The sequence below is a fragment of the Streptomyces sp. AB3(2024) genome (assembly GCF_041862025.1).
Lineage (GTDB): Bacteria > Actinomycetota > Actinomycetes > Streptomycetales > Streptomycetaceae > Streptomyces.
On sequence record NZ_JBGWAB010000007.1, the window covers coordinates 40,877 to 56,417 of the forward strand.

Sequence of the window (15,541 nt, forward strand, 5' to 3'; positions counted from 1 at the left end):
GACCATGAGCACTCCCGAAGAACAGCAGCGGGCCGCGCAGGAGGACCCGTACGGGACCCAGACCTGGCAGTCCGTCACCTGGGACACCAGCTACCAGCCGGTCCAGCAGCCGGTGCACCCGCCGGTCCAGCAGCCGGGGCACCCGCCGCTGGGCGCCGTGCCCGGGCAGCCGGTGGCGCCCGAGGGCTGGTTCCGCGACGAGGCCCCGGCCGCGCCGCAGGCCGCCCCCCAGGGCCCGCCCGCGCAGCAGCAGTGGGCCGCTCCGGCCGGCGCCGTACCGTGGCCGGACAGCACGGGGGCCGGCGCGGGTGCCGGTGGCGGTGCCGCCGAGCAGACCGCCTACCTGCCGCCGGTGCAGCAGCAGCCCCAGCAGTTCCGGCAGCCCCAGCAGTTCCAGCAGCCCCAGCAGTTCCAGCCCCAGCAGTTCCAGCAGCCCCAGGTGCAGCCGCAGCCGGTGGCGCCCGAGGGCTGGTTCCGCGAGGAGGCCCCGCAGCCCCAGGTCCAGCCCCAGGCCCACGGCCGGCACGCCGCGCCGGACCGGCAGCGGGCCGAGCCGTGGCAGCAGCAGGCCCCGGCGCCCGACGCCGCCGCCGAGACGGCGTACCTGCCGCCGGTACGGGAGCCCGCCGCCGCGCCGCAGGCGCCGTGGCCGGGTGGTCCGGGCATCGGAGCCGCCGCGGCCGAGACGGCGTACCTGCCGCCCGTGCGGGACACCGCCGCCGAGCAGACCGCGTACCTGCCCCCCGTCCGGGACCGGGCGCCGCAGCCGCAGCCGCAGGCCTGGGACACCGAGCGGACGGCGTACCTGCCGCCGGTGACGGAGGCCGCCGCCGAGCAGACGGCCTACCTGCCGCCCCAGCCGCCCGCCCCCGACGCGGCGGCCGAGCGGACGGCGTACCTGCCGCCCGTGCCGTCCGCCGCCGCGGTCCCGCAGGCTCCCGCTCCCGCGTCCGGGCCCGGCGGCCCCGACGCCGAGTACTCCCCGCCCACCCTCGGCGGGAACACCCTGCGCGCCGTCGACCCGGCCCAGGCCCGCGCCGAGGGCCGGTCGCCGATCATCGACCCCGGTCCGCAGTCGGCCGTACTGACCGCCGCCCTCGGGCTGCTGCTGGCCGGGGCCGCCGCGCTGGGCCCGTACGCCCTGCTGCTGCCGCTGATCGCCCTCCAGGCGCTCACCGCGGCCGGCTGGTTCCGCCTCAACGGCATGTGGCCGGCCCGCCAGGGCATCGCCCTCGCCTTCGCCGGGGCCGTGGCCGCGGACGGCGCGGTGCTCGCGGTGGACCGGCCGTACGGCCCCGGCGCCATCATCGGCACCCTCGGGGCCTGGGTGCTGCTCACGCTGGTGCTCCAGCTGCGCAGCCACGCGGACCCCGACGAGCGGATGTACGGGCTGATGGCCTCGGTGGCCTCCGCCGCCCTGGCCATCGTGTGCGCCGGCTTCCTGGCCGCCGACTGGGAGGCGGTGAGCGTCGGCGCCGCCGCCGTCGCCGTCGCCGTGTTCGCGCGGGCCCTGCCGCTGCCGACCGCGCCCTCCGTCGGCGTCTCGCTGGCCGCCGCGGCCGGTGCGGGCATCGCGGTGGGCGGACTGACCGGCATCGGGGCGGGCGGGGCGCTGGTCGGCCTGGCCGCCGGGGTCTGCGCGCTGGTGGGCCTGCGCGTGGCCGCGTACGACTACCCGTCGAAGTTCGTCCACATGACGGCCGGTGTCGCGCTGCCGCTGGCGGTGGCCGCGCCCGCCGTCTACCTGCTGGGCCGGGTGGTGGGCTGACGGGGTTCCGACGGCGGACCATGGTCCACTAGAACGCACGTACCGATAAGTAGGGGGAGGGTCCGTTGCGTTTCCTACGCTTCGTACTGATCGTCGGAGTGGTTCTGGGGGCCCTGTTCGTGGGCGCAGACCGCTGGGCGGTCGGCTATGCCGAGAACCGGCTCGCCGACCGCCTGCAGGCCCGTCAGGGGCTCGCGGGGGGCGTGGAGGTGAACATCCACGGCTTTCCGTTCCTGACCCAGGCGCTCAGCCACGACCTGGAGCGGGTGGACCTGAAGCTGAAGGGCGTCGACGCCACCGCCGACGGCCGCAAGACGCGCCTGACGGAGCTCGACGCCAGCTTCCGCGAGGTGAAGCTGAACGACGGCTACAGCGGCGGCACCGCCAAGCGGGCGGAGGGCACCGCGCTGATCTCCTACGCGGACCTCACCGAGGCCTCCCAGAGCGGGGTGAACCTCACCTACGGCGGTGCGCCGGGCAAGGTGAAGGTGACGGCGACGGTGGAGTTCCTGGGTCAGCGCCTGACCCGTGACGTGGTGTCGACCGTCACCCTGGTGGACGCGAAGGACGGGAAGAACGGCAAGGTCGTCAGGGTGCGCGCGGAGTCCGTGCCGGGCGAGGGGATACCCGGCATCGAGAGCGCGGTCCGCAAGCGGACCGACTTCGACCGCCGCATCGACGGGAACCTGCCGGCCGGGCTCGCGCTCACCGGGCTGACCTCGGACGCGCAGGGCGTACACGTCACGCTGAGCGGCACGGACGTGGTGCTGGCCGGATAGTGAGACGACGCGGTCCGACCTGCAGAAGGACGGGCCGTACGAAGAGCCCCGGGGGCCGCGAGGCGGCCGTCCGGGGCTTTCTCATCCCGCAATGCGGACGATCCTGTCTCGGAATATGACACGCCGGTGACAGGGCGGCCGATTCGTCCCTACGATCCATGGCTATGAAGCATCAGCAGGCGGACCTCACGAAGCGGCGGGCAGTAGACCTGTGTCGCGTCGCCGCCATGCTCTGTCGCTCCATTTGAGCGGTGTGAGCCTTCCGCTCCACCGGCCGGACGACGGCCCTTCATCCGCGGCGTGACCGCCCCCGCTTCCCGCCTCCTGCCCCCTGTCGCCTCCCCGCGCAGGTCCTGAGCGCGCCACCCGGAACGGCACGTACGCACCAGCACCGCCCCGCAGCTGCACTGCACCAGCACCGCCCCGCCGCACACTGCCCCGGAGGAGAACACCATGAGCCGCAGCGACGTCCTCGTCGACGCCGACTGGGTCGAGGCCCACCTGAACGACGCCAACGTCGTGATCGTCGAGGTGGACGAGGACACGTCCGCGTACGACAAGAACCACATCACCAACGCCGTCCGGATCGACTGGAAGAGCGACCTCCAGGACCCGGTCCGCCGCGACTTCGTGGACCAGGAGGGCTTCGAGAAGCTCCTCTCCGCCAAGGGCATCTCCAACGACGACACCGTCGTCCTCTACGGCGGCAACAACAACTGGTTCGCGTCCTACGCCTACTGGTACTTCAAGCTCTACGGCCACCAGGACGTCCGCCTCCTCGACGGCGGCCGCAAGAAGTGGGAGCTCGACTCCCGCGACCTGGTCGACGGCAAGGACGTCCCGAACCGCCCGGCCACCGCGTACAAGGCCAAGCCGCAGGACAGCTCGATCCGCGCCTTCCGCGACGACGTGGTGGCCGCGATCAACGTCCAGAACCTGGTCGACGTCCGCTCGCCCGACGAGTTCTCCGGCAAGCTGCTCGCCCCGGCGCACCTCCCCCAGGAGCAGTCGCAGCGCCCCGGCCACGTGCCGAGCGCCCGCAACATCCCGTGGTCGAAGAACGCCAACGACGACGGCACCTTCAAGTCGGACGACGAGCTGACCGCCCTGTACCAGGCGGAGGGCGTCGACCTCGACACGAAGGACACCATCGCCTACTGCCGCATCGGTGAGCGCTCCGCGCTCACGTGGTTCGTGCTGCACGAGCTCCTGGGCCAGGAGAACGTCAAGAACTACGACGGCTCCTGGACCGAGTACGGCTCGCTCGTCGGCGTGCCGATCGAGCTCGGCCCCAACAAGTAATCCCGCCGCAGGCCCGGGCACGCGACGCCCGGCGCCCCGTAGCAGCAGAACCTCTCTAGGACAGGACAGAGAACATGTGTGGAGCACAGATCGGCGGGCCCGACCTCGCGACGCTGAAGCCCGGTGAGACCGCGATCCAGGGCCAGGTGACCAAGGACGGCGAGCCCGTCGGCGGATACGTCCGCCTGCTGGACTCGACCGGTGAGTTCACCGCCGAGGTCCCGACCTCCGCGACCGGCCAGTTCCGCTTCTACGCGGCCCCCGGCTCCTGGACGCTGCGCGCGCTCATCCCGGGCGCCCAGGCCGACCGCGCCGTCGTGGTCGCCGAGGCCGGCGGCGTGACGGACGTCGCGATCGCGGTCTGAACGACCGACAGCTGAACCGGCCGAAGGGCCGCACCCCCGGGGGTTGGACGCCACTGGACCGGGGTGCGGCCCTTCGTGCCGTCCGCAGCCCTTGCCCAACCGGGGGACGGCCCTACGCTGGAGGTATGTACGCCCGGCGCCGACGCGCCTACTTCCTGCTGATGGGCGGATGCCTGTTCCTCTTCGTCTCCGCCTGGTCCTTCGTGCGCCTGTTCTCCGTGGAGGCGGCGGTGGCCCTGTGCGTGGTCGCCATGGTCATCCCGCCGATCGCCGCGATGGTCGCGAACCACCGGGGCCCCGACGACCGCTGGTGGGACGACCCGTCCGGGGATCCGAAATCGGACGAATGGTGGGACGAACTGGACGGAAAGCGGCGCCACGAGGACTGAATCCGGCCGGATATAAGACCGTAATAAAGATGCGTACAACTCCCTCCCGACCGAAGGTGTCTTCGGTGTGCCCGGGTAAATGAACCCGGCGCCTTCAGTCCTGTGGGGGACCCCTTTTGGAACACGAACAGACCGTTCCCGAGCCGCGGAAAGCGGTGGAGAACGGAGCGGAATCGGACACTCCCGAATTTCCGCCGGTGCATACGGAAACCCCGGTGGATGTGGACGCAGCCGACGCCGCTGCCGCCCTGCCGCGCCGGGCCCGCCGCCGCGGCCGCACCACGCTCCTGATCGCCGCCGCCCTCGTCCTCGGCGCCCTCGCCGGCACGGCCACCGGCTACGCGGTCCAGTACCACCGCGCGCCCACCGCGCTGCCGCCGCTGGCACAGCCGCAGCTGGTGTCGCCCAAGGCGCTCGCCCCCGACGATTCCACGACGAACAAGTCGATCAATGCCAACCGGCACCACAAGACCGACGACGACCTGGCCGAGCTGCTGCTCACGGCCCCGGACGGGGCGAAGGTCGACGGCAGGGGATACGAGTCCCTGGACATCTTCACGGCGGACTTCTTCGAGGAACCGGACGTCGTGCTGCCCGACCTCGTCGACACCGGGATCCGCCGGGTCGCCTCCACGGTGTGGATCCAGGGCGACGTGGGAGTCGAGGTCCGCCTCCTCCAGTTCAACAACCGCTCCGGCGCGGACGACTACCAGGCGAGCCAGGCGGCGTACATGCCCGAGCTGAAGTACGCGGGCAACCGCGGCGTGGCCATCCCCGGCCTCGCGGCCGACCTGGGCCACGTATGGGTGGACTCCGAGGTGAGGTCCGGCGTCCGCGGCGGACGGGCCCTGGCCCGCCGTGGCGACATCGTCATGGACATCAACTACTACGACGCCCGTGGCAAGGCCTCCGAGAGCGACGTCATGGAACTGGCCAAGCGACAGCTGGAGCGACTGTGACCGACCCGCAGACCGACCCGCAGAGCGACGTGCAGGCCGACCCGCAGAGCGACATGCAGAGCGACCCGCAGGCCGACCGGCAGACCGCCCCGCAGACCGACGTGCAGAGCAACGTGCAGGCCGACCCGCAGAGCGACGTGCAGAGCGACCCGCAGGACCCCGTCCCCGCGCCCGGACGTCCCGCCCGCCGCAGGGGCCGGGCGCTCGTCGCCGCGGGCCTGGCCGTGGCCGTCCTCGCGGCCGGCGGGGCCTGGGCCGCCGTGGCGCTCGCGGATGCCGACCGGCACGCCCCCACCCGTTACTGGGCGGAGCCGGACAAGAGCGCCTCCGCGCCGCCCACCCCGGCGCCGGTCCCGCCCAACGACCTGTCGGGCAAGCTGCTGCCCGTGCCGCCCGCGTTCTCACCCGGCCCGGACCTCGCCGATGACGGGAACAACTTCTTCGTCTCCGGCGACAGCGCGGTCCAGGGCTTCAAGGACGCCGGCAAGGGTCTGTCCAACACCCAGCGCAAGCAGCGGGACGAAGCCCTGGCCGGTCTGAAGCTCAAGGGCCTCGCCGGGCGCAGCTACGCCCAGGCCGGAGGCCGGACGGTCGTGGAGGTCCGCATCATGCAGGCCGACCCGAAGGCGCTGGGCACGTTCGCCGAGATCTCCAAGAAGCTCCTCGACCAGATCGGGGACGGCCGGGACGCCCCCAAGGTGGACGGCTTCCCCGCCGCCAAGTGCTCCCTGACCGCGCTCGGCGAGGAGAAGAAGGAGACGGTCGACTCGCTGGACTGCGTCGCGGTCGAAGGTGACGTCATGGTCAACTTCCGCGCCTACGGGCCCAAGCCCCTCTCGACCGGCGACGCCATGAAGTTCCTCAAGAACCAGCTGACCCACCTGAAGTCCCCTGGGGAGTCCGTGTGACCGAGCAGAACCCCTTCGCGCCCGCCCCCGCGGTCCCCGAGCAGCACCCCGCGGCGCCCGCGGCGCCCGCGGCGCCCGCGCCGTCCGTGTCCAAGGGCAGGCGCGCGCTGTTCGCGGGGCTGCGCTGGACCGCGGCCGTGCTGGTCTTCGCCGCCGTCGGCTCCGGCGTCGCGTACGGGCTCGTCCGGTCCGAGCGCACCGACCTGCCCGGCCTCGGGACCGAGGACGACGGCCGCTGGGTCTACCCGGCGCTCACCAAGCCCACCCTGGCCCCCGGCGCCCCGCAGCCCTTCGCCCCCGACAACAAGGACGGCATCCACTACGCCGCCCTGTACCAGCTGCTGCTGCCCGCGCCTGCGGGCTCCACACCGGATCCCGGGCTGAAGCAGGAAAAGGACCAGGCGGTGTCCGCGGACACCTTCCTGGAGGAGTACGAGCCCACCGTGCGTCCGAAGATGAAGCAGGCGTTCACGGACGACGGCCTGCGTCAGATCGTGGCCCGCGCCTGGACGATGCCCGACGGCACCCGCACCCGCATCTACCTGCTGCGCTTCCACTCCTCCGGCTTCGTGGACGCCTTCGAGGGCTGCGGCATCAACATGAACATCAACGGGGTCAACCGCATCGAGGGCGACAGCACCTGGAGCAAGGCCCGAAACGCCCAGTCCTCGCCGGACCTGCGGGACGTGTCCCTGTTCACCGAGGCGGAACCGGCCGGGGACGAGCAGGTCGCGGCCGGCTGCGTCCGGGGCGGTGACCTGCAGGCCGTCGTCCTGCAGACCCGCAAGGGCCACGTAGCCTCCGTCCCCTTCCACCAGACGGTGATCCTCCAGGACCAGCTCCTGCACTGAAGGCCCCCGCAGGGACCCGTCCGACGGCCGGTACGGCCTACCTCATAGGGTGTGCCGGTTCCCGGGCCAGTAGGCTTGGGGACCGGCCCGTACACCGCACCGAATCCTCCGAGGAGCACACCGTGCTTGAGGCAGTCTTCACCTCCCTGCTGGTCCTGGTCTGCGTCGGCGTCACGGCCTTCACCGGCCTGGCCGTCAAGAAGCTGTACCAGGGTCAGCGCTGAGCAGCAGCCGACCGGCCGACCGCCCCGGAACCCCTCCCACAGATCGCCTGAGCAGCCAACCATGATCCAGATCCCGTCCGACCTGAACCCGGGCCTCGTCCCCCTCGCCTTCCTCCTCGGCAACTGGGAAGGCGCCGGCGTCTTCGACTTCCCCGGCGAAGAGAAGTGCAACTTCGGCCAGGAAGTCGTCTTCAGCCACGACGGCCGGGACTTCCTGGAGTACACCTCCCACACCTGGGTCCTCGACGCCGAGGGCAACAAGGTGCGCCCGCTGGAGTCCGAGTCGGGCTACTGGCGCATCGACGCCGACCGCAAGGTCGAGATCGTCATGGTCCGCGACCAGGGCGTCGTCGAGGTCTGGTACGGCGAGCTCGCCCACCAGAAGCCCCAGATCGACGTGGTCACCGACGCGGTGGCCCGCACGGCCGCCTCCGGCCCGTACAGCGGCGGAAAGCGCCTCTACGGGTACGTGAAGAGCGACCTGATGTGGGTCGGGGAGAAGGCCACCCCCGAGGTCGAGCTGCGCCCCTACATGTCGGCCCAGCTCAAGAAGGTCGTCACCCCGGAGGAGATCGCCGACATGGCGCGCAACCTCCCGGAGCTCCCCGAGGACGGCATCGCCTTCTTCCGCTGAGCCGGCTGAGCCCGCTGAGCCCGCAGCACACGCGGACGCAAGGAAGGGGACCGCGGCCTGGCCCGCGGTCCCCTTCCCGCGCTTACACTGGCCGGGTGGCGACCACCGACTGGAAGACCGACCTGCGGCAGCGCGGCTACCGGCTGACACCGCAGCGCCAGCTCGTGCTCGAAGCCGTCGACGCCCTCGAACACGCCACCCCGGACGAGATCCTCGTCGAGGTGCGCAAGACCGCCTCCGGGGTCAACATCTCCACCGTCTACCGGACCCTGGAACTGCTCGAAGAGCTGAAACTGGTCTCGCACGCCCACCTCGGCCACGGCGCGCCCACGTACCACCTCGCCGACCGGCACCACCACATCCACCTGGTCTGCCGCGACTGCACCGAGGTGATCGAGGCCGACCTCGACATCGCCGCCGAGTTCACCGCGAAGCTCCGCACCACCTTCGGCTTCGAGACCGACATGAAGCACTTCGCGATCTTCGGCCGGTGCGCGAAGTGCGCCGCCGAGCGCCCTCAGTGAGGACACCGGCGGGGTCGTAGGCTGGGTGTCATGACCAGCAGCCCCTTGCTCCACCTCAGCGGCGCCGTACCGGCCGAAGGCCGTGACGAGGGCGTCGCCGCCCACTACGGAGAGCTCTACGGCGAACAGCGCGCCCTCGCCGACGGCCGCGGCTTCGTCGACCTCTCCCACCGCGGGGTCGTCACCGTCACCGGACCGGACCGCCTCGCCTGGCTGCACCTGCTGCTCACCCAGCACGTCAGCGACCTCCCGGCCGGCCAGGCCACCGAGGCGCTGATCCTTTCCGCCAACGGGCACATCGAGCACGCCCTCTACCTCGTCGACGACGGCGAGACCGTGTGGGCCCACGTCGAGCCCGGCACCCAGGAGGCGCTGATCGCCTACCTGGAGGCGATGAAGTTCTTCTACCGCGTCGAGGTCGCCGACCGCACCGACGCCTTCGCCGTCGTCCACCTCCCGGCCGGCTCCATCGCCGAGGTCGCCGCGGAACACACCGTGCGCGAGACCGCCCATGGCCGCGACGTGTTCCTCCCGCGCGAGGCACTGGAGGCCTTCGCCGCCGCGCACGGCCCCGCCGCCGGACTCCTCGCCTACGAGGCCCTGCGCGTCGAGGCCCACCGGCCCCGGCTCGGCCTGGAGACCGACCACCGCACCATCCCGCACGAGCTGGGCTGGCTCGGCACCGCCGTCCACCTCCAGAAGGGCTGCTACCGCGGCCAGGAGACGGTGGCCCGCGTCCACAACCTGGGGAAGCCCCCGCGCCGCCTGGTCTTCCTGCACCTGGACGGCTCCGAGGTGCTGCTCCCGCCGCACGGCGCGCCCGTACGGCTCGCCGCCGACGGCGAGGAGGGCCGTCAGCTCGGCTTCGTCACCACCGCCGTGCGCCACCACGAGCTCGGGCCCATCGCCCTCGCGCTGGTCAAGCGGAACGTGCCGGTCGACGCCCCGCTGCTGGCCGGGAACACGGCCGCCGCGCAGGAGGTCGTCGTAGCGCCGTAGCGGGATACGTCCTAGATGTCGATGACGATGGTGAACGGGCCGTGGTTGGTCAGCGAGACCCGCATGTCCGCGCCGAACCGGCCCGTCTCCACCGTCGCGCCCAGCGCCCGCAGCTGCGCCACCACCTCGTCGACCAGCGGCTCCGCCACCGGTCCCGGCGCGGCCGCGTTCCAGGTGGGGCGGCGGCCCTTGCGGGCGTCCCCGTAGAGCGTGAACTGGGAGATCACCAGCAGCGGCGCGCCGATGTCGCTGCAGGACTTCTCCGCCTCCAGGATCCGCACCGACCAGAGCTTGCGCGCCAGCAGCGCCGCCTTCTCCGGGGTGTCGTCGTGGGTCACCCCCACCAGCACGCACAAGCCCTCACCGACGATCTCGCCCACCGTCTCGCCGGCCACCACGACGCTCGCGCCGTCCACCCTCTGCACCACTGCTCGCATACCACCTGTGTACCAGGCGTGCACCCGTCCGGGGCCGATCGGGTGCACTGGGACTGCGTCCACACCACACGGAGTGGCACCATGCACGCAGGCGGTGCCCCCCAGCACCGGTCGAGGGGACGGACACGTTCACATGAATATTCCTGGTACCTCCGTACCTGCACCCGCAGCACCCGCAGTACCCGTGCCACAGGCCGCCGCACCGGCGGCCCGGCCGCCCGCGCAGCGGACCGGCGACCCGGGGCCGACCACCCCCGCCACCGCGCTCGGCCTGCCCGAACTGCGCGCGCTGCGCCGAGACGCCCAGCGTGACGAGGCGGACCTGAGCTACGTGCGCAGACTCCTGCAAGGCCGCATCGACATCCTGCGCGCCGAACTCGCCCGTCGTACGGACCCCGAGGCGCCGGTGGTGGACCGGCTGTCGGAGATCCTCGCCGACGCCCCTTCCAGCCGCAGCGCCTCCGCCCGGCACGTCACGCTCGGGACCCCGCACAACGAGGAGTTCCGGCTGCTGGCGGCGGAGATGCTGTCCGAGGTCGAGCTGTCGGACCTGGCCGCGCGCACGGACGGCGAACTGCACGACGCGATGGGCCGGCTGGTCGGGTACGAACAGCAGGTCTCGCGGCGCCGGCAGCAGCTCCAGCGCACGGCGGACGACTCCAGCGCGGAGATCACCCGCCGCTACCGGGAGGGCGAGGCACAGGTGGACGACCTGCTGGCGTAGCGGGCGGCCCCGCCCGCCGGCCCCCGGGCACCCCGTCGTCAGTCTCCGTTCCACCGGCGGAAATTCGGGCGACCGGGCGCGCTACGGCCGTTAGCGTGGCCGGTTATGAGTGCTGACGTCCGGCCGATCGCCGCATCCGAACTCCCCGACTGGCTGACCACCCTCAACACCGGATTCCTCACCCCGGGCACCCCGACCGAATCCGATGTCGCGCAGCGCGCCGCGCACAGTGACCTCGCCCGTGTGCAGGGCGGCTTCGACCCCGTCACCGGCCGCTGCGTGGCGACCTTCCGCTCCTTCACCCAGGAGCTGACCGTGCCCGGCGGGGCCACCGTCCCGTGCAGCGCGGTCTCCAACGTCACCGTGCTGCCCACGCACCGCCGCCAGGGCGTCCTGACCCGCATGATGGCCGCGGAACTCGCCGCCTCCCACGCCCGCGGCGACGTCCTGGCCACCCTGATCGCCGCCGAGTACCCGATCTACGGGCGCTACGGCTTCGGGCCCGCCACCTCCCTCGCCGAGTGGGAGATCGACGTCCCGCGCACCGGACTGGACCGGCACCGCCCGCTCCCCGCCGACGGGGGCCGGATCGACCTCGTCGACGCGGCGGAGGCGCGCCGGGTGGGGCCCGCCCTGCACGAGCGGCTGCGGGCGTCCGCGCACGGCGCGATCGGGCGGGACGGCCGCTGGTGGGACCTGGTGACCGGGCTCGCGCAGATGTCCCACCGCCCGTACAAGCAGAAGATGTTCGCGGTCTACCGGACGGCGGACGGCGAGGTGGCCGGGATGGCCGCCTACCGGGCCGACGACCACTGGACCGACGCGAAGGTCCCGCTGCAGACCCTGTACGTCACGGACCTGATCGCCCCGGCCCCGGGAGCCGAGCGGGCCCTGTGGCACTTCCTGTGTTCCATCGACTGGGTGCTCAAGGTCCGCACGGGCTACCGCGCCCCCGACAGCCTCGTGCCGGACCTGCTGCCCGACCCGCGCGCGGCCCGGCTGGTGACCGCCGCCGACTTCCTGTGGGTGCGCGTGCTGGACGTCGTACGGTCCCTGTCCGCGCGGACGTACGCCGTGCCCGGGGTGCTCGTCCTGGACGTGGCCGACCCGGACGGCCCGGCGGGCGGGCGCTACCGGCTCGACGCGGGCGCCGGCACCTGCGTCCGCACGGAGGAACCCGCGGACCTGCGGCTCGACGTGTCCGCGCTGGGCGCCCTGTACCTCGGCGACGCCTCGGCGGTCCGGCTGGCCGAGCTGGGCCGGCTGGCCGGGGAGCGGCCGGGCGCCGTGGAACTCGCGGACTCGGTGTTCCGCACGGCGCGCAGGCCGTGGTGCCCGGACATCTTCTGAGCCCGCGCTCTCCCGGTCGCCGGATCCTCCGGTCGCGGGACCTGACACCATCGTGAGAAACCAGGAGAAGAGTGACGTGTTGACGATCGTGGAACGGCTGCGCGCGGCGGGCTGCGTCTTCGCCGAGGAGGAAGCCGACCTGTTGGTCGCGGCCGCCACCGACGACGGCCACCTGGCGGACCTGGTGGCCCGCCGGGTGGCCGGTGAACCGCTGGAGCACGTCGTGGGCTGGGCGGAGTTCTGCGGGTTGCGCATGGAGGTGGGCGCGGGGGCCTTCGTGCCGCGCCGGCGCAGCGAGTTCCTGGCCGAGGAGGCGGTGGCGCTGGCCAGGCCCGGCGCGGTCGTGCTGGACCTGTGCTGCGGGGTCGGCGCCCTCGGGGCGGCGGTGGCCTCACAGGTGCCGGGCGGGGTCGAGCTGCACGCGGCCGACATCGACGCCGCCGCGCTGGCGTACGCCCGGCGCAACGTGGCCCCGTACGGCGGCGCGGTCTGGGAGGGCGACCTGTACGGGGCGCTCCCGGCGGAGCTGCGCGGGCGGGTGGACGTCCTCGTGGTCAACGCCCCGTACGTGCCGACGGAGGAGATCGGGCTGATGCCGTCCGAGGCCCGCGACCACGAGCCGCTGGTCTCCCTCGACGGGGGCGCGGACGGGCTCGACGTGCACCGGCGGGTGGCCGCGGACGCCGTGCGGTGGCTGGCCCCGGGCGGCCGGCTGCTGATCGAGACCAGCGCCCGGCAGGCGCCGCTGACGGCGTCCGCCCTGACGTCGGGCGGGCTCGCGGTGCGGGCGGTCACCTCGGAGGAGCGGTACGCGACCGTGGTCATCGGGACGGCCCCGGTGACGGCTTCGGTGACGGCCCCGGCTACGGCCTCGTTGGCCGGGCGTTTCGAGGAGCACCGCAGTCGTCTGAGAGCGGTGTCCTACCGGATGCTCGGCTCGCTGAGCGAAGCCGACGACGCGGTCCAGGAGGCCTGGCTGCGGCTGGACCGTACCGACGCGACCGGGATCGAGAACCTCGGCGGGTGGCTGACGACGGTGGTGTCGCGCGTGTGCCTGAACCTGCTGCGCTCGCGCGAGCAGCGTCGTGAGGACCCGATGGAGCGGGCGGAGACCCGGATCCCGGACCCGCTGATCGGTTCCGAGCGGCGGATCGACCCGGAGCAGGAGGTGCTGCTGGCCGACTCGGTCGGGCTGGCGCTGATGGTGGTGATGGAGTCGCTGGCGCCGGCGGAGCGGCTGGCGTTCGTCCTGCACGACATGTTCGCGGTGCCGTTCGACGAGATCGCCCCGCTGATCGAGAAGACCTCCGCGGCGACCCGGCAGCTGGCCGCCCGCGCCCGGCGCAAGGTGCGCGTGCAGGCCCCGGCTCCCGATCCGGACCTCGCGCGCCAGCGGGAGGCCGTGGACGCGTTCTTCGCCGCCGCGCGGGACGGGCGGTTCGAGGCGCTGGTGTCCGTACTCGACCCGGACGTGGTGCTGCGTTCCGACGGTGGTGTGGGCGGGGCCCTCACCGTCGTGCTCAGGGGTGCGCGGACGGTGGCGGGCCAGGCGGTCACCTACAGCTCGCTCACCCCGTTCGTCCGCCCGGCGCTGATCAACGGCGCCGCGGGTGTCGTGGTGGTGCGCAAGGACCGGGCGGTGTCGGTGATGGCCTTCACCGTCGTCGGCGGGAAGATCGTCGCGATCGACGTGCTGTCCGACCCGGAGCGGCTCGACCTCCTGGACCTGACGGCCCTGGACCCGCGGGGCTGAGGACGGGCCGCCCACCATCCCCGCCCCGGCGGTGGTGGACATCGGGGGCTCCTTCGGGCGGTGTCTCGTTCGTTCGACATCGCCTTGACCCGCGCCGCCGTACGGATGTGACAGCTTTCCCGAAAGGACTTCCGGGGGCTGTCCCGGCGGGCGTCCCGGGGCGCCCGCCGGTCCGGTCAGCGGTGGCGGCCGAGGACCTCGGCGACCCGGATGAACCCGTCCGTCCCGTGGCCCAGCCCGATGGCCCGCCGGGCCATCCCCTCGGCGGCGCGCATCACGCCCGCGTCGATGCCGTGCGACTCCGAGGCGTGGACGATGTGGGCCATGCTCGACACCCCCGAGGTGAGCGGGTTGCCGTCCCCGGAGAAGCCGCCGTCGTCGAAGTCCGCCGCGGTCTCCGCGAACAGCGGTGGCAGGATCGCGCCGATGCCCTGGGCGAAGGGGGCGAGCTCCCGTGCGGTGATGCCCTCGGCCCGCGCGAGCGCCACGGCGTGCGCGTAGCCCGCCATCGCCGTCCAGAAGACGTCGAGCAGCGCGATGTCGTAGGCGGCGGCCCGGCCGATGTCCTCGCCGAGGTGGGTGTGGGTGCCGCCCAGCGCCTCCAGCAGGGGGCGGTGTTCCCGGTAGAGGTCCTGCGGGCCGCTGTGGAGGTACACCGAGGCGGCGGTGCCGATGGTGGTGGTCGGGGTCATGATCGCGCCGTCCAGGTAGCGGATGCCGTGGCGGTCCGCCCAGGCGCCCGTCTCCCGGGCCCGGTCGGGGGTGTCGGCGCAGAGGTTCACGAGGGTGCGCCCCTTGAGGGCGCGGGCGACCGGTTCGGCCCGCAGGACGGCGTCGGCCGCGTCGTAGTTCACCACGCAGATGACGCTCAGCGCGCTCGCGGCGACGGCCTCCTCGGCCGAGGCGGCGCCCACGGCCCCGCGTTCGACGAGCTCGTCGTCCCGGCCCGGGGTCCGGTTCCAGACGGTGACGGACAGGCCGGCGTCCAGGAAGGCGCGGGCCAGGGACCGGCCCATCGGGCCCAGGCCGAGGACGGTGACGGCAGACTGCATGGTGGAACTCCCTCTGGAGCAACGGGAACCGACAGGAAAAGGGGCGAAGATGACGCGCAGCCGGGCCTTGGACCCGAACGTCTGCGGGGTGACGGCGGCGATCGCCGTGATCGACGGCAAGTGGAAGACCGCGCTGCTGTGGCTGCTGGAATCCGGCCCGCGACGGCCCGGCGAGCTGCGCCGGCTGCTGCCGGGGCTGACCGAGAAGGTGCTGACCCGGGCGCTGCGCGAGATGGAGACGGACGGCCTGGTGCACCGGGAGGTGTACGACGTGCTGCCGCTGAAGACCGAGTACTCCCTGACGGGGTTCGGCCGCGAACTCTCCGAGGCGCTGGGCCCGGTCTCCGACTGGGGCCACCGCCGCCTGGAGCGGCTCACCGCGGCCCCCGAGGACCGCTCGGCCTCCTAGGCCCGGCTGGACCCGGTTGCGTGTCCGTCTCCTTTCCGTTTCCGGGCCGGCCGCTCGTGACAAGCCTCGCCCGGACGGCGGGCGCGGCCAAGTACCCACAAAAAAGTGGGTGCC

18 protein-coding genes and 1 pseudogene are annotated in these 15,541 nt (G+C 73.0%); 17 read left to right on the forward strand and 2 right to left on the reverse strand.

Features of this window, described 5'->3' with window-relative positions; all coding sequences use genetic code 11:
* The first annotated feature begins 4 nt into the window (after positions 1 to 4).
* The 12 genes from ACEPPI_RS04815 to ACEPPI_RS04870 all read left to right on the forward strand — a co-directional run bounded on the left by ACEPPI_RS04815 (position 5) and on the right by ACEPPI_RS04870 (position 9,702).
* The gene (locus tag ACEPPI_RS04815; RefSeq protein WP_373913974.1) at positions 5 to 1,768 is read left to right on the forward strand and encodes a hypothetical protein; all 1,764 of its coding nucleotides are present in this window, start codon (positions 5 to 7) and stop codon (positions 1,766 to 1,768) included.
* 65 nt (positions 1,769 to 1,833) lie between these two features.
* The gene (locus tag ACEPPI_RS04820) at positions 1,834 to 2,547 is read left to right on the forward strand and encodes a DUF2993 domain-containing protein (protein WP_373913975.1); all 714 of its coding nucleotides are present in this window, start codon (positions 1,834 to 1,836) and stop codon (positions 2,545 to 2,547) included.
* A 164-nt stretch (positions 2,548 to 2,711) separates the two neighbouring features.
* The gene (locus ACEPPI_RS04825; protein WP_359921537.1) at positions 2,712 to 2,795 is read left to right on the forward strand and encodes a putative leader peptide; all 84 of its coding nucleotides are present in this window, start codon (positions 2,712 to 2,714) and stop codon (positions 2,793 to 2,795) included.
* A 205-nt stretch (positions 2,796 to 3,000) separates the two neighbouring features.
* Entirely contained in the window at positions 3,001 to 3,849 is an 849-nt protein-coding gene (locus ACEPPI_RS04830) for a sulfurtransferase (RefSeq protein WP_356212979.1), read from the forward strand.
* Between the two features lie 74 nt (positions 3,850 to 3,923).
* A complete protein-coding gene (locus ACEPPI_RS04835) occupies positions 3,924 to 4,214 on the forward strand; it encodes a DUF1416 domain-containing protein (RefSeq protein WP_356212977.1) in 291 nt (96 codons plus the stop codon).
* Positions 4,215 to 4,267: 53 nt separating this feature from the next.
* On the forward strand, positions 4,268 to 4,603 hold the full coding sequence (locus tag ACEPPI_RS04840) for a DUF3099 domain-containing protein (protein ID WP_373914049.1): 336 nt from the start codon (positions 4,268 to 4,270) through the stop codon (positions 4,601 to 4,603).
* Positions 4,604 to 4,818: 215 nt separating this feature from the next.
* Positions 4,819 to 5,562: a hypothetical protein gene (locus ACEPPI_RS04845; RefSeq protein WP_373913976.1), complete on the forward strand. Its 744-nt coding sequence runs from the start codon at positions 4,819 to 4,821 to the stop codon at positions 5,560 to 5,562.
* On the forward strand, positions 5,559 to 6,470 hold the full coding sequence (locus tag ACEPPI_RS04850; protein WP_373913977.1) for a hypothetical protein: 912 nt from the start codon (positions 5,559 to 5,561) through the stop codon (positions 6,468 to 6,470). Before ACEPPI_RS04845 ends, ACEPPI_RS04850 begins: the two co-directional genes overlap by 4 nt.
* The gene (locus ACEPPI_RS04855; RefSeq protein ID WP_373913978.1) at positions 6,467 to 7,321 is read left to right on the forward strand and encodes a hypothetical protein; all 855 of its coding nucleotides are present in this window, start codon (positions 6,467 to 6,469) and stop codon (positions 7,319 to 7,321) included. Before ACEPPI_RS04850 ends, ACEPPI_RS04855 begins: the two co-directional genes overlap by 4 nt.
* Before the next feature lie 285 nt (positions 7,322 to 7,606).
* Positions 7,607 to 8,179: an FABP family protein gene (locus ACEPPI_RS04860; protein WP_373913979.1), complete on the forward strand. Its 573-nt coding sequence runs from the start codon at positions 7,607 to 7,609 to the stop codon at positions 8,177 to 8,179.
* 95 nt (positions 8,180 to 8,274) lie between these two features.
* Positions 8,275 to 8,703: a Fur family transcriptional regulator gene (locus tag ACEPPI_RS04865; RefSeq protein ID WP_373913980.1), complete on the forward strand. Its 429-nt coding sequence runs from the start codon at positions 8,275 to 8,277 to the stop codon at positions 8,701 to 8,703.
* Between the two features lie 30 nt (positions 8,704 to 8,733).
* On the forward strand, positions 8,734 to 9,702 hold the full coding sequence (locus tag ACEPPI_RS04870) for a folate-binding protein YgfZ (RefSeq protein WP_373913981.1): 969 nt from the start codon (positions 8,734 to 8,736) through the stop codon (positions 9,700 to 9,702).
* Between the two features lie 11 nt (positions 9,703 to 9,713).
* Here ACEPPI_RS04870 and dtd read toward each other — a convergent pair whose 3' ends face one another.
* On the reverse strand, positions 9,714 to 10,139 hold the full coding sequence (gene dtd, locus ACEPPI_RS04875) for a D-aminoacyl-tRNA deacylase (protein ID WP_030232309.1): 426 nt from the start codon (positions 10,137 to 10,139) through the stop codon (positions 9,714 to 9,716).
* 133 nt (positions 10,140 to 10,272) lie between these two features.
* Between dtd and ACEPPI_RS04880 the strand changes: the two genes are divergently transcribed.
* The 4 genes and pseudogenes from ACEPPI_RS04880 (at position 10,273) to ACEPPI_RS04895 (ending at position 13,966) form a co-directional block, all read left to right on the forward strand.
* Positions 10,273 to 10,863: an AmfC protein gene (locus ACEPPI_RS04880; protein ID WP_373913982.1), complete on the forward strand. Its 591-nt coding sequence runs from the start codon at positions 10,273 to 10,275 to the stop codon at positions 10,861 to 10,863.
* 105 nt (positions 10,864 to 10,968) lie between these two features.
* Complete coding sequence (locus ACEPPI_RS04885; RefSeq protein WP_373913983.1) at positions 10,969 to 12,213, forward strand: GNAT family N-acetyltransferase; 1,245 nt, start codon at positions 10,969 to 10,971, stop codon at positions 12,211 to 12,213.
* A gap of 52 nt (positions 12,214 to 12,265) precedes the next feature.
* Positions 12,266 to 13,051, forward strand: a pseudogene (locus ACEPPI_RS04890) (putative protein N(5)-glutamine methyltransferase); the annotation flags it as partial.
* A 12-nt stretch (positions 13,052 to 13,063) separates the two neighbouring features.
* Positions 13,064 to 13,966, forward strand: a complete 903-nt coding sequence (locus tag ACEPPI_RS04895) for a sigma-70 family RNA polymerase sigma factor (protein WP_373914050.1) — start codon at positions 13,064 to 13,066, stop codon at positions 13,964 to 13,966.
* Positions 13,967 to 14,142: 176 nt separating this feature from the next.
* Here the strand turns inward: ACEPPI_RS04895 and ACEPPI_RS04900 are convergent, their stop codons facing one another.
* Entirely contained in the window at positions 14,143 to 15,069 is a 927-nt protein-coding gene (locus ACEPPI_RS04900; protein ID WP_373914051.1) for an NAD(P)-dependent oxidoreductase, read from the reverse strand.
* On the opposite strand from ACEPPI_RS04900, the gene ACEPPI_RS04905 reads away from it, so the two are divergent.
* Positions 15,068 to 15,427: a helix-turn-helix domain-containing protein gene (locus ACEPPI_RS04905; RefSeq protein WP_356212947.1), complete on the forward strand. Its 360-nt coding sequence runs from the start codon at positions 15,068 to 15,070 to the stop codon at positions 15,425 to 15,427. The genes ACEPPI_RS04900 and ACEPPI_RS04905 overlap by 2 nt on opposite strands.
* The last annotated feature ends 114 nt before the right edge of the window (positions 15,428 to 15,541 follow it).